Source organism: Streptomyces sp. NPDC058401, from assembly GCF_042722885.1.
In the GTDB taxonomy this organism is placed as follows: domain Bacteria; phylum Actinomycetota; class Actinomycetes; order Streptomycetales; family Streptomycetaceae; genus Streptomyces.
In genome coordinates, this window is record NZ_JBHXKA010000055.1 from 1 (window position 1) to 12,820 (window position 12,820).

At 74.1% G+C, this 12,820-nt stretch carries 9 protein-coding genes and 1 pseudogene; 4 read left to right on the forward strand and 6 right to left on the reverse strand.

Going from position 1 to position 12,820, the window contains the following annotated elements:
* Positions 1-107: 107 nt before the first annotated feature.
* The 5 genes and pseudogenes from ACFWNV_RS20995 to dhaK all read right to left on the reverse strand — a co-directional run bounded on the left by ACFWNV_RS20995 (position 108) and on the right by dhaK (position 5,771).
* Positions 108-1,541: an APC family permease gene (locus tag ACFWNV_RS20995; RefSeq protein ID WP_383949047.1), complete on the reverse strand. Its 1,434-nt coding sequence runs from the start codon at positions 1,539-1,541 to the stop codon at positions 108-110.
* 367 nt (positions 1,542-1,908) lie between these two features.
* Entirely contained in the window at positions 1,909-3,264 is a 1,356-nt protein-coding gene (locus tag ACFWNV_RS21000; protein ID WP_383949050.1) for an STM4012 family radical SAM protein, read from the reverse strand.
* A 207-nt stretch (positions 3,265-3,471) separates the two neighbouring features.
* Entirely contained in the window at positions 3,472-3,981 is a 510-nt protein-coding gene (locus ACFWNV_RS21005; protein ID WP_383949170.1) for a PTS-dependent dihydroxyacetone kinase phosphotransferase subunit DhaM, read from the reverse strand.
* Positions 3,970-4,578, reverse strand: a pseudogene (dhaL, locus tag ACFWNV_RS21010) (dihydroxyacetone kinase subunit DhaL); the annotation flags it as partial. The pseudogene dhaL and the gene ACFWNV_RS21005, both read right to left, overlap by 12 nt.
* Positions 4,579-4,751: 173 nt before the next feature.
* The gene (dhaK, locus tag ACFWNV_RS21015; protein WP_383949052.1) at positions 4,752-5,771 is read right to left on the reverse strand and encodes a dihydroxyacetone kinase subunit DhaK; all 1,020 of its coding nucleotides are present in this window, start codon (positions 5,769-5,771) and stop codon (positions 4,752-4,754) included.
* A gap of 301 nt (positions 5,772-6,072) precedes the next feature.
* Here dhaK and ACFWNV_RS21020 point away from each other — a divergent pair, with 301 nt between their 5' ends.
* Positions 6,073-7,185, forward strand: coding sequence for a glycerol dehydrogenase (locus ACFWNV_RS21020; RefSeq protein ID WP_383949055.1), 1,113 nt, complete (start codon positions 6,073-6,075; stop codon positions 7,183-7,185).
* 68 nt (positions 7,186-7,253) lie between these two features.
* On the opposite strand, the gene ACFWNV_RS21025 is transcribed toward ACFWNV_RS21020, so the two are convergent.
* Positions 7,254-9,623, reverse strand: a complete 2,370-nt coding sequence (locus ACFWNV_RS21025) for a SpoIIE family protein phosphatase (RefSeq protein WP_383949058.1) — start codon at positions 9,621-9,623, stop codon at positions 7,254-7,256.
* Between the two features lie 343 nt (positions 9,624-9,966).
* Between ACFWNV_RS21025 and ACFWNV_RS21030 the strand changes: the two genes are divergently transcribed.
* Genes ACFWNV_RS21030 through ACFWNV_RS21040 form a run of 3 tightly spaced genes read left to right on the forward strand, consistent with a single transcriptional unit; the run spans position 9,967 to position 12,721 of the window.
* Positions 9,967-10,194 (forward strand): ferrous iron transport protein A, encoded by a 228-nt coding sequence (locus ACFWNV_RS21030; protein ID WP_383949060.1) that lies wholly within the window; start codon positions 9,967-9,969, stop codon positions 10,192-10,194.
* A complete protein-coding gene (feoB, locus tag ACFWNV_RS21035; RefSeq protein ID WP_383949063.1) occupies positions 10,191-12,368 on the forward strand; it encodes a ferrous iron transport protein B in 2,178 nt (725 codons plus the stop codon). The genes ACFWNV_RS21030 and feoB overlap by 4 nt, the downstream gene beginning before the upstream one ends.
* On the forward strand, positions 12,365-12,721 hold the full coding sequence (locus tag ACFWNV_RS21040) for a helix-turn-helix domain-containing protein (protein ID WP_383949066.1): 357 nt from the start codon (positions 12,365-12,367) through the stop codon (positions 12,719-12,721). The genes feoB and ACFWNV_RS21040 overlap by 4 nt, the downstream gene beginning before the upstream one ends.
* The last annotated feature ends 99 nt before the right edge of the window (positions 12,722-12,820 follow it).

A 12,820-nucleotide genomic window follows, 5' to 3' on the forward strand; every position in this document is an offset into this window, starting at 1 on the left:
GGGGGGCCGCTCTTTTTTTTTATACCCCCCGGGGGGCCCCCGCACCGGGGGGCGCCCCCCGGTCACCCCCCCCGGCGCCCCCGCCCCTCACGCCTGCCGTGCGACCGCTACGCGGAGGCGGCCGGAGCCGCGACCGGAGCCGCCTCGTCCTCGTCGTCCACCGGGATGGTGACCAGCCAGCGGGTCTCCTTGTGCGGGCGCAGGTAGAGCGCCCAGTACACGGTGGCGACGGCGGTGATCCCGCCGGTCCACAGCAGGTACTGGGTCTCCTGCTGGGTGAGGATGTACGCGAACACCAGGATCAGCACGACCGGGACGGCGGGCCACAGCGGCATCCGCCAGGCGGCCGCCTCGCGGTGCACCCCGCGGCGGCTGGCCAGCGAGGCCACGGCGACCAGCAGGTACATGCCGGTCACCGAGACGCCGGTGACCCCGTAGAGGGTGTCCAGGTTGACGAAGCACATCGCCGCGCCGGGGAGGCCGACGAGCAGGGTGGCCACCCACGGGGAGCCGAACCGGCCGAGCCGCGAGAGCGCGGAGTTGACCGGCGCGGGCCAGGCCTTGTCGCGGGCGGAGGCGAACAGCACCCGGGAGTTCTGGATGACCATGACGATGCCCGCGTTGACGATGGCGAGGGCCACGCAGAGGCTGACGAAGGTGCCGACGGCCGAGTTGGACCAGGCGGTCACCATGGCGCCGAGGTCGCCGGAGGTCAGCGCCTCCAGGTCGGGGGCGCCCAGGGTGATGGCGATGACCGGGACGAGGATGACGGCGGCGGAGATGGCGAGGGTGGCCAGCACGGTCCGCGGGACGTTGCGGCGCGGGTTCTCCAGCTCCTCCGAGAGGTAGACGGCCGTCGAGAAGCCCTGGGTGACGAAGAGCGCGATGGCGAGCCCGGAGACGACCATCATCGCGGTGACGGTGGACGTGCCGCCGCCCTCCGCCGCCACGGTGCCGTGCACGAGGGCGCCGGCGCCCCGCTCGCTGTGGGCGAAGCCGAGGACGGCGACGAGCCCGGCGGCCACGACCTCCAGGACGAGGAAGATGCCGGTGATCCAGGCGTTGGCCCGCAGGTCGAGGAGACCGGCGAGGGTGGCGAGCAGCATCACGCCGGCGCCGGCGGCCGGGGCCGGTATGTCGACGACGGGGGCGAGGTAGTCGGCGGTGCCCATGGCGATCACGGGCGGCACGATCATCACGACCAGCAGGGACAGGACGAAGACCAGCCAGCCGGCGAGCCGGCCGGACAGGGTGGACACCATCGCGTACTCGCCGCCGGCGCTGGGGATGAGGGTGCCCAGCTCCGAGTAGCAGAACGCGACCCCGATGCAGAGCAGGGAGCCGATCGCGATGGTGAGCGCGGTCCAGGTGCCGAGGCTGGAGAAGAGGTCCGGGACCACGACGAAGAGCGTCGAGGCGGGCGTCACGCACGAAAGGGTGAGCAGGGTTCCGCCGACGACGCCGATGGAACGCTTGAGCTTCTGGGGCACGGGACCGGTGGCGGGGGAGAGGGCCTGAGGGGCGCTGATCGTGTCAGACATCGGTGCGGTGTTCCGATCGGCAGATGCGGTGAGTGAGCGCGGGAGCGGTATCGCCTCCGGGGCGGTGGTGGGCACGTGTGGTTCGGTGGCTCCCGGGCCGAATGGAATCTCCGCGAGATCCGCAGGTCAATAGCTGTTCACCTGCGGATTTCGTCGTCCGGCGGCGGGCCGGGGGGCCCGCTCGTCATGAACGCCGTGTAAACGCTGCGCGATCACGGTGTGCGATAACCGCAGGTGACCGTGGGTAAATTTCCTTCCGCTTTGCCGACCCGCCGTCCTTCCGTGTCACGGGACGAGGGGGACGACGGGGACGACGGGGACGACGGGCGAGGACTCGCTCCGTGCCCCGGCCCCGGCCCGGTCCCGGTTACTTGCCCTCGTACGCGGCCATCGCGGCCCGTACGTCCGCCGAGAACAGTGCCGGGCCCGCCGCGTCGGAGTGGGCCAGCCCCTCCGGGGTCAGCCGCAGCAGCTCCGCGTCGTCCACGAGCCAGCCGCGCGCCGCGAAGGCCGCCAGCTCCGCCGGGAAGTCCTCCCAGGGACCGGTCCCGAACCGCTCCCGGTACTCGCCGACCGGCATTCCGCGCGCCTGGAGCAGGGACTGCAGCAGGTGGCGGCGCCGGGCCTCCTCCGCGTCGATCCGGCGGCCGTGCCCGGCCCGCGCGAAGTCCTCCTCCGGGCGGGACACGTAGTCGTCGACGATGCCGCGGATCTCGCTCACGCCGACCGCGTAGTCGAAGGAGTAGTGCAGCCCCGCCGTGTAGGAGCGGGCCCCGCAGCCGAGGCCGATCATGCCGTCGGTCTGGCAGGCGTGGTCGTCGGCGCCCTCCTGCGGGGCCCCGGTCCGGCGGAACATCCGCATCGACACCTGCTCGTACCCGGCGGCCAGCAGGTGGTCCCGCCCGGCCCGGTACAGCCGCAGCCGCTGCTCGTCCCACCCGGCGGCCGTCGAGTCGCCCGGCCTGCGCCCCAGGCCCGTCAGGGGGCGCACGTACAGCGGGTAGAGGTACAGCTCCTCCGGGCGCCATGCGAGGGCCGCGTCGAGCGAGTACCGCCAGCTCTCCTCGGTCTGCCCGTCGATGCCGTAGATCAGGTCGATGTTCAGGACCGGTATCGCCGCGTCCCGGATCCGGCCCAGCGCCGACTCCACGTCCGCCCGCTTCTGCGGACGCACGGCGGAACGCGCCTCCTCGGGCACGAAGCTCTGCACCCCCAGGCTGAGCCGGGTCGTCCCCCGGTCGGCCAGCACGGCCAGCCGGTCCGCCGTCGCCGTGGCCGGCGAGGCCTCCACCGACAGCGGCACCGCCCGCAGATCGGCGCCCGCGCCCTTCTCCGCGATGTCGCAGAGCCGTTCCAGCTCGGACGCCGTCAGGAAGGTGGGCGTCCCGCCGCCGAAGGCGGCCGCCGCGAACCGTACGGGCTCCTCGTCGCCCAGCGCGCCGCGGACCGCCGTCGCCTGCCGTTCCAGCGCGTCGAGATAGGCCGTGGTCAGCCCCTCGGGCGCACCGATGCGGGTGAAGAGGTTGCAGAATCCGCAGCGCACCTCGCAGAAGGGAACGTGGAGGTAGAGGGAAAGGGCGTCCTTGGACTGCCGTGCCCACTCCCGGCTCAGCTCGGCGGGCTCGGGCAGCTCGCGGTACGCCGTCTTGTGCGGGTAGGCGTAGACGTAGTTCTCGTAGGGGGTCCGGCCGCTCAGGAGGGCTTCGGGGGTGATGGGGGTCATCGGGGGCCGGGCTCCTCGTGGTTCAGGTGGAACTGTGCGTACGGGACGGTCCGGACCGTCTGCTGGGCGAAGAAGCCGACTCCCCACGCACACGGTCCGGTAGTCCGCCCCGGCCGGCCCCGACACCAGGTCCTGGGTGTCGAACGCCCAAGACCGCCCGCAGGCCCGTCCGTTCGGAAGGGCCGGCGGGCGGGCGGCGGTGTCCCGTCAGCGCTTGCGGTAGCCGCGCGCGTCCTCGGCGGCGGCCAGGACGGCGTCGAGATCCCCGCCGATCGCCGAGGTCAGGGCGATGGCCACGGCGCCCTCCAGGAACGGCGCGTCCACGATCCGGGCGCCTTCGGGCAGCGGCGAAGGCTCCTCGCCGAGCAGGGCGTTCACCGTCAGCACCGCGCTGCCCATGTCGCACAGCACCGCCACGCCCCGGCCCTCGTCCACGGACCGGGCGGCGGCCGTGATCAGCTCCGCGCTGGTGCCGATCCCGCCGTCGGGGGTGCCGCCGGCCACCGCCAGCGGAGGCGGCTCGACCGAACCGATGAGCGCGCCCGCCAGTTCGGCCACGGACTCCGCGACCGCCTTGCTGTGCGACACGAGCACCAGGCCGACGCGGCCGGTACGGGTCTTCGGCGCCTGCTGCTCCACCGGCGCCTGCTGCTGCACCGGCTCCGGGGCGGCGAACTCCGCCTCGGGTGCGTCCACCGCCGTGCGCAGCGCCTCCATGATCAGGGCCACGGAGTTGGCCCCGGCGTCCTGGTGGCCGATGCTGCGCTCGCCGAGGTAACTGGCCCGGCCCTTGCGGGCTTCGAGCGGCTCGGTGGCGTCGGCGCCGGCCCGGGCCGCCCGTACGGCCGCGTCCAGGGCCTCGCGCAGCGGCCGGTCCGCCTCGGCGGCTTCGGCCAGCGCAGCCACCGCGGGAGCCAGGGCGTCCACCAGGGTGGCGTCGCCGAGCTCGGCGCCGCCCAGCTTCTGCACGGACTTGAGCCCGGCTCCGAGCGCGGCCCCCAGCTCCGCCACGGTCGGTGCCCCGGTGTCGCCGAGCACCTTGCCCGTGCGCCGCAGCGCGGTGCCGAACAGCGGGCCGGAGGCGCCGCCCACGGTGTTCGTCAGGGTGGTGCCGGCCAGCGTCAGTAGTGCCCCCGGAGTGGCGGGCCCCTGCTCGGCCACGGCGGCGCCGACGGCGCCGAAGCCCCGTACGAGATTGGCCCCGTGGTCCCCGTCGCCGATGACCGCGTCCAGCTCGGTGAGGCGCGCGCTGTCGCGCCGTACGAGCCGGGCGGTCTCGGCGATCCAGCGGCGGAAGTAGGCGGTGTCCATCACGGTGTCCATCACCGTGGCCGGCACCGTGGCCGGAGCGGTGTCCGGCACGGGGATCTCGACGGGCGATGCCGTGGGGGTCGTCGTCGGGGTGGCGGGCGTGGCGGTCATGGGAGGTGCTCCTGAAGGGTGCTGAAGGGTGCTGGAGGGGGCGGAGGCGAAGGGGGCGGGCGGGGTCAGCAGCCCCAGCGCAGGGACGGGGTGTTCACCGGCGCGTCCCACAGGCGCAGCAGCTCCTCGTCGGCGCGGCACAGGGTGAGGGTGCAGCCGGCCATGTCCAGGCTGGTGACGTAGTTGCCGACCAGGGACCGGGCCACGGTGATCCCGCGTTCGCCGAGCACCCGCTCGACCTCCGCGCGCATGATGTACAGCTCCGCGGGCGGGGTCCCGCCCAGGCCGTTGACGAGGAGGATGACGGGGGCGCCGGCGGCCTCCGGGAGGTCGGCGAGGATGGCGTCGAGCATCGCTTCGGCGGTCTCGGCGGCCGTCATGATCTTCCGGCGTTCGCGGCCGGGCTCGCCGTGGATGCCGATGCCCAGCTCGATCTCGTCCTCGCCGAGGGTGAAGTTGGGGCTGCCCTTGGCGGGGGTGGTGCAGGAGCTCAGGGCGACGCCGTAACTGCGCGCGTTCGCGTTGACCTTGCGGGCGACCGCGGCCACCTCGTCGAGCGGGGCGCCCTCTTCGGCGAGCGCGCCCGCGATCTTCTCCACGAACAGGGTGGCGCCGGTACCGCGGCGGCCCGGTCCGTGCTCCGTGCGGGCGACGGCCACGTCGTCGTCGACGACGACCTGCTCGACCTTGACGCCCTCGTCCTCGCAGTCCTCCGCCGCCATCGCGAAGTTGAGGATGTCGCCCGTGTAGTTCTTCACGATGTGCAGGACGCCGGCGCCCGCGTCGACCGCGCAGGTGGCGGCCGCGATGTTGTCCGGCACCGGGGAGGTGAACACCGGGCCGGCCACGGCCGCCGCCAGCATGCCGTGCCCGACGAAACCGGCGTGCAGCGGTTCGTGCCCGCTGCCGCCGCCCGACAGCAGCGCGACCTTCCCGGCCGGCTCCCCGGCCGGCTCCCCGGCCGTAGGTGCGGCCCGCGTGACGATGCCCTTCTCCGCCTCGACGCGGAGCCCCGGGTGAGCGGCGGCCATTCCGCGCAGTGCGTCGGAGACGACACTTTCGGGGGAATTGATGAGCTTCTTCACGGGGGCCTCTTTCCTGGAAAGGGGAACGCGGAACGGGGAACTCGGCACGCCGGTCCGGAGCGGAAATAGGAATTGCGGAACGGTATTAAGCCGGCGCCGTCGCCGATCTGGCACCGCTCCCGGGGCACTTGGCTGGAACTTTACCCTGGTAAACCCACGGAACAGCTCGGGTCCTTGGTCCCGGATCCGTGCGCGGAAGGGCCCGTCCGCAAGGGGACCGTCCATATCTCGGGTGCGGCCCGGAATCCGTGATAGGGATGAATAAGCAAGCGGAATTGAATTCGCAATGAGGAGGATTCACGTGAAGACCGTCGGTACGCGCATGATGATCAGCCCGCCGAAGTACGTGCAGGGCGCCGGGGCGATGAACGACCTGGGCGAGCACACGGTCCGCCTCGGAACGAATGCCGTGGTCCTCGCCGACAAGGGCGTCTGGGGCTTCGTGGACGCGGCCGTCACCGCTTCCCTCTCCGCGGCCGGCGTCAAGCTGACGAAGGAGGTCTTCGGCGGGCTCTGCACCCAGAAGGAGATCGACCGGGTCTCCGCTGCCGCCCGGGCCGCCGGCGCGGACGTCATCATCGGCATCGGCGGCGGCACCGCCATCGACACGGCCAAGGCCGTGGGCCACGCGCTCGGCGACATCGCCGTCGTGTCCGCGCCCACGGTGGCCTCCACCGACGCGCCGACCAGCGCGCTCGCCGTGATCTACACCGAGTCGGGCGCCTTCGAGCGCTACTCCTTCTTCCAGCGCAACCCCAACCTGGTGCTCGTCGACACCGCGCTCGTCGCGGGTGCGCCGAGCCGTTTCATCGTGTCCGGCATGGGCGACGCGCTCGCCACCTGGTACGAGGCCCGGGTCTGCGTGGCCGCCAACCGGGTCGCCATGGCCGGCGGGCTCGCCACCGAGGCTTCGCTCGCGCTGGCCCGGCTGTGCTGGGAAACCCTCATGGAGTACGGCCCCCAGGCCCGGCTGGCAGCCGAGGCGCACGTGGTCACCCCGGCGCTGGAGAAGGTCACCGAGGCCAACACCCTCCTCTCCGGCCTCGGTTTCGAGTCCTGCGGGCTCGCCGCCGCGCACGGCATCCACAACGGGCTGACCGTCTCGCACAAGGTGCACGGCATGATGCACGGCGAGAAGGTCAACATCGGCACCCTCGCCCAGCTGGTCCTGGAAGGCGCCCCGACCGACGAGCTGGACACCTACCTGCGCTTCAGCCGCGCCGTCGGCCTGCCCACCACCCTCGCCGAGATCGGCCTCGGCGACCCGGACCGCGAGGAGCTGCTCGCCATCGGGCGCGCGGCCACCGCGGAGGGCGAGACCACGCACAACATGCCGTTCCCGGTGACCCCGGAGATGGTCGCCGACGCCCTGATCGCGGGCGACTCCTACGCCCGCGCGTACGCGAAGAGGTAGCGGAGGCGCGGCAGGGTGCGGGCGGGGCAAGGCCCGCCCGCACCCGCAGGGCCGTCCTGGGGGCTGTCCTAAGGGGCTGTCCTACGGGGCTCCGCGCGCGGGCCGTCCCCCGCGCCGCGGGCCTCGTGCGGGGCGGCCTCCTCGCGTGGGGCGGCAGCCTCCGTGCCCGCCTCCGTGCCCGCCTCCGGGACGGCCACTTCCGGGGCGGACGTGCGGGACGCCAGGAGCAGGGCGATGTCGTCCGGCCGGTCCGTGGAGTGGCCCGCCTCGGCGACCAGCCGGTCCGCCGTCTCGGTCAGCGGAGCGGGGCCGGCGTCGGCCAGTGCGGCGCGCAGCCGCTCCACGCCCACGTCGATGTCCGTGCCGGGGGTCTCCACCAGCCCGTCGGTGTACAGGGCGAGCACCGCCCCCGGTTCGATCCGCAGCCGGGTCACCGGATAGTCGGCCCCGGCGTCGACGCCGAGCACCATCCCGCCCGCCAGGTCCAGCACCTCCGTCCGGCCGCCCGGATGCCGCAGCAGCGGCTGGGGGTGCCCGGCCCGGACGGCGAGGGCGAGGCCGGTCGCGGGGTCGAGCAGGACGTAGCAACAGCTCGCGAACTGGCCCGGATCGAGGTCGATGAGCAGCTCGTTCGTGCCGCGCATCACCTGGTCCGGTTCATTGCCGCTGAGCGCGAAGGCCCGTACCGCGCTGCGCAGTTGTCCCATCGTGGCCGCGGCCGCCACCCCGTGGCCCTGGACGTCCCCGATGATGAGCGCGAGCCGCCCGCCGCCCGCCTCGATGACGTCGTACCAGTCGCCGCCGACGTCCATCCCGGCGGTGCCGGGCAGGTAGCGCCCCACCGTGACCACGTTCTCGCGGACCGGCAGCCGGTGCGGGAGCAGCGCCGCCTGGAGACCGCGGGCCAGCGCCGCCTCGCTGTCGTAGCGCCGGGCCCGCTCCAGCGCCTGCGCGATCAGCCCGGCCAGCGCCGTGAGCACCGTACGCTCCTCCGGACTGAACCCGCGCGGGGCATCGAAGCCGAGGATGCACGAGCCGACCGGCCGGCCGGAGGCGATCAGGGGGAGGAAGGCGCGGGCGCCGACATCGGCGTCCAGCGCTATCCCCGGGTAGGCGGCGGCCAGGTGCTGCATCGACTCGAAGAACAGCGGACGGCCCGAGGTGAGCGTCTCCACCCCGGGCAGCCGCACGTCCAGCGCCACCCCGTCGAACCGGTCGAGGAAGCCCTGGGGGAAGCCGGTCTCCCACGCCAGGTGCAGGTGCCCCTCGCCGAGCAGGTAGATCGCCAACTGCCGCCCGCCGAAGGCCGGGAGCAGCTCGTCGGTGACCACCATCGACACCTGGCGGGCCGTCACCGCCTCGGTCAGCGCGATGGCCAGCGCCACCGGCCGGTACAGGGCCGAGGCCCGGTCGGCGGGCGAACCGAGGCCCGGGGAACCGAGCCCCGCACCGGGCCGCATCAGCGACTCGGGCGTGTACGCGGGTGTTTCGGCCTCGGCGATGGTGACGGTGACCCCGTCGATCCCGGGATGCAGTCCCACCGACAGCCACTGCGGGGAGGGTTCGGGTCCGCGCCGTGAGGCTTGGAAGTGCACCGGGGCCGGGGCGAGGAACACGGCCCGGAAGTGGTCCTCGTAGGCGGGGTGTCCGAGCCAGGGCAGCGCCTCCCACAGCAACCGCCCGGAGAGTTCCGCCCCGTCGGAGCCGAGCAGGGTGGTGGCGGCGGAGCGGGCGCGGGAGTTGGCGAAGCCGATCACGCCCTGCCGGTCCAGGGCCAGGACGGCGAGGTCCAGCCGGTCCACGGCGGCCCGGGCCCCGGTGGCGGAGCCGTCCGCCGCATGGGCCGTCACGTCGCCTGCGCCTGCGGGGCTGCCCGCCGCGGCGCCCGCCGGGCTTGGGCCGGGGCCGGGGCCGGGGAAGCACACCGGGTCGCCCTCCCACCTCACCGTGGCCCCGCCCGCGGCGAGCGCGGCCAGTTCCCCGGCCAGCCGGGTGGCCACCGCGCGCAGCCGCTTGCGGTCGCCGGGTCCGACCGGGACCCCGGGGGTGGCGGGACGCAGCACGAAGAGGACGCCGTAGCGCTCGCGGCCGCGGGCCACGGGTTCGTAGAGCGAGCCGAAGGGGAACGGCAGCCCGGCCATCAGCTGGGGGAAGCGCCGCATCGCCGATTCCGCGTCGGGCAGGTGCACGGACTGGCCGGACCGGTGGGCCTCGGCGACGGGGTACGGGCGGTTCACGTGCATCCGCCACCAGGGGCGGAACAGCGGGCCCGGGAGGCCGGTCACGGCCGCCATGAGCATGAGCCCCTCCGTGTCGGAGCGCAGGTAGACCCCGCCCGCGTACCCGCCGGCGGCCCCCACGGCATCGAGAGCGGCCCGCGCGAGCGCCTGGGCCGTGGCGTCGTTGACGGGGCCGCTGGTCTCCGGTCTCGCCGTCACCCCTCCAGAATGCGCCAGGGCCGGTGGTTCCGCACACCCCCGGGACCCTCCCTTCGGGCGGTGCCCCGGCAAGGCGCCGAGGCACGGCACCGGGCGACGCGGGCCTGCCTGACCGGCAAGATCCGAAAGCTACGACCCAGGGCCCGGCTCGCACCGCCGCGACGCCCCGGCCCGCCGCGCCGTGATGCCCCGCCCCCGCCGTGACGCCCCGGCTCGGCCGATCGGCCGAGGGGCGGGCGGGACCGATGGGCTGAAAGTCCCTGTCGATCAGGGACTTTGCCCGGCCTCCCGTGCCACTCGGACTGCTTAGGTTTGCCTAAGTGGATTCGAACAAGGAGGTCCGGTGCCGTCGCTCAACGACAGCCGTCCAGGGACGACCGTACGCATCACGGGGATCGATCCCGGTCAGGCCGGCGGGAGCCGGCGCCGGCTCCTGGAGTTCGGCTTCGTGCCGGGCGCGGACGTCACCGTGATCGCCCGGGGTGCGACCGGGGGCCTGCTCGTCGGGCTCGGGGAGACCCGGGTCGCGCTGGACACCCGTACCGCCGGCCGGCTGAGGTGCGCCGGATGAGCTGTCACGCCCCCGGAGCCGGGTCCGGTGCGACCGCCACGGCGGAGCGGCCGGCCGGTACGCCGTTCGTCGCCCTCGTCGGCAACCCCAACGTCGGCAAGTCGACCCTCTTCAACGCCCTCACCGGCGCCCATCAGCGCGTCGGCAACTGGCCGGGCAAGACCGTCTCCGTCGCCCAGGGCGACTGGCGCACCCCGGGGGGCCGCCCGCTGCGCATCGCCGACCTGCCCGGCTCGTACAGCCTGCTGCCCGACTCCCCGGACGAGGCGCTGGTGCGCGACGTGCTGACCGCGCCGGCGGGGGAGCGGCCCGACACGGTGGTCTTCGCCCTCGATGCGGCCAACCCGGCCCGCAACCTGTACCTGCTCTCGCAGATCCTCGACACCGACATCCCCGTCGTGGTCGCCCTCACCATGACCGACGTCGCCGCCCGGCGCGGCGCGCCCCCCGGCCCGGACGCGCTGGCCCGCGAGCTCGCACTGCCCGTCGTACGGGTGGAAGGGCGCTCCGGGACCGGGCTGGACCTGCTCGCCGACGCCGTGTGGGACGCCCTCGACACGGGATCCCGGCGACCCGGGCGGACCTCCGCCTGGGCAGCCGGCTCGTCCGTGGCGGCCGAACTGGCGGAGCTGGCCGCGGCGGCCTCCGGGCTGACCCCGCACCCCGCCCGGTGGCTGGCGGTGAGCCTGCTCTGCGGGGAGGAGCCGCCCGCGGTCCCGGCGGCGCTCGCCGAGCGGGCCGGCGCGGCGGCGGACCGCCTCGCCGCGGAGGCCCGGGCGACGGGGAAGGCCGCGGCGGAGGGCGACACCGGCACCGGCACCGGCCTGGACCTCGACACCGACACCGACGCCGAACTCCTCGTCGCCGAGGCCCGCTACGCCTGGGCGCACGCCGTCATCGAACGCGCGGCGCCCCGCCCGGCCGGGGCCCGGCCCACCCTCACCGACCGGGTGGACCGGCTGCTGCTGTCCCGCGGCTTCGGCATCCCGTTCTTCCTCGCCGTCATGTGGGGGGTCTTCCAGGCCACCACCGTCCTGGCCAAACCCCTCCAGGACGGCCTCGGCGACTTCGTCGCCGGACCCGTCAGCGGAGGCGCCGACCGGCTCCTGGAAGCCGTGCACGCACCCGGCTGGCTGACCGGACTGCTGGTCGACGGCCTGATCAACGGTGTGGGCCAGCTGCTCACCTTCGTACCGCTGATGATCATCATGTTCCTGCTGCTGGCCCTGCTGGAGGACTCCGGCTACTTCGCCCGCGCCGCGTTCGTCGCCGACCGGCTGATGCGCACGCTGAGGCTGCCCGGCCGCGCCTTCCTGCCGCTCGTCGTCGGCTTCGGCTGCAACGTCCCCGCCCTCGCCGGCACCCGCATCCTCAACCGCCGCTCGCACCGGATGCTCGTCGGCCTGCTCATCCCGTACATGAGCTGCACCGCCCGCCTCGCGGTCTACGTGATGATCGCGGGCGTCTTCTTCGGCTCGAACTCCGGCACCGTCGTCTTCTTCCTCTACGTCGCCTCCGTGCTGCTGGTCGTCGGCATGGGGCTGATCCTGCGGCCCCTGCTGTTCAGGGACATGAAGGAGGAACCGCTCGTCCTGGAGCTGCCCCCGTACCGGCTGCCCACCCTGCGGGTCACCGGAGCGCAGGTCTGGCAGAAGCTGTCCGCGTTCCTGCGCACCGCCGGCGGCATCATCGTCGCGACCGCGGCAGGGGTCTGGCTCCTCATGGCGATCCCCGCCGCGGCCGGCCACGGCGGCTTCGGCAAGGTCGACGTCGAGCAGAGCGTGTTCGGTACGGTCACCCGTGCCACGGCGCCCCTCGTGGCCCCGGCCGGCTTCGGCGACTGGCACGCCACGGCGGCGCTCGGCACCGGCCTGATCGCCAAGGAGGGCGTGATCTCCACCCTCGCCCAGACCTACTCGGCCGAGGAGGACGGCGATCCCAAGCTCACCGCGAGCCTGCACGCCACCTTCGAGGAATCCTCCGGCGGGCACCAGCGGGCCGCCGCCCTCGCCTTCCTGGTCTTCATCCTCGCCTACACCCCCTGCTTCGCCACCCTGGCCGCGCAGCGGGCCGAGATCGGCACCCGGCTGACCGTCATCGGCTTCGGCATCCAACTGGCGGCGGCCTGGCTCCTGTCCGTCGGCGTCTTCCAGATAGCGAGGCTGGTGTGGTGAGCGGCGCCCGTGGGACTGGCGGGACCAGCGGGCCCGGTGGGGGCACCGCACCCGGCATGCTGCGCCGCCTGCTGCGCGCCTTCGAGGAGGCGGCCCCCGGCGAGGGGCTCGCACAGATCGCCGACCGGCTGGGCCTCGACCGGGCCGAGGCGGCCGACATGGCCCGGTACTGGGTCCGCAAGGGGCGGCTGCGCCGCGAGGAGATCGGCGCCGCGGACTGCGCGGGCTGCTTCTTCACCTCGCGGGGGTGCACGACCTGCCCCGACGGCTCCGCGCAGCCCGCTTCGGCCCGCCCGGTCCTGGTCGCGCTGGCCCCCGTACGTCCGTCACGTCCCGGTGCCCCCGCACACTGAGGCACCCGCCCGCCCGGGCGTTGCGCGGCACCTGCGTGATGCCATGGCCCGGATCGACGTCACGCAGCCGCCCCGCACGCCGTGCGGACTGATCCGAAC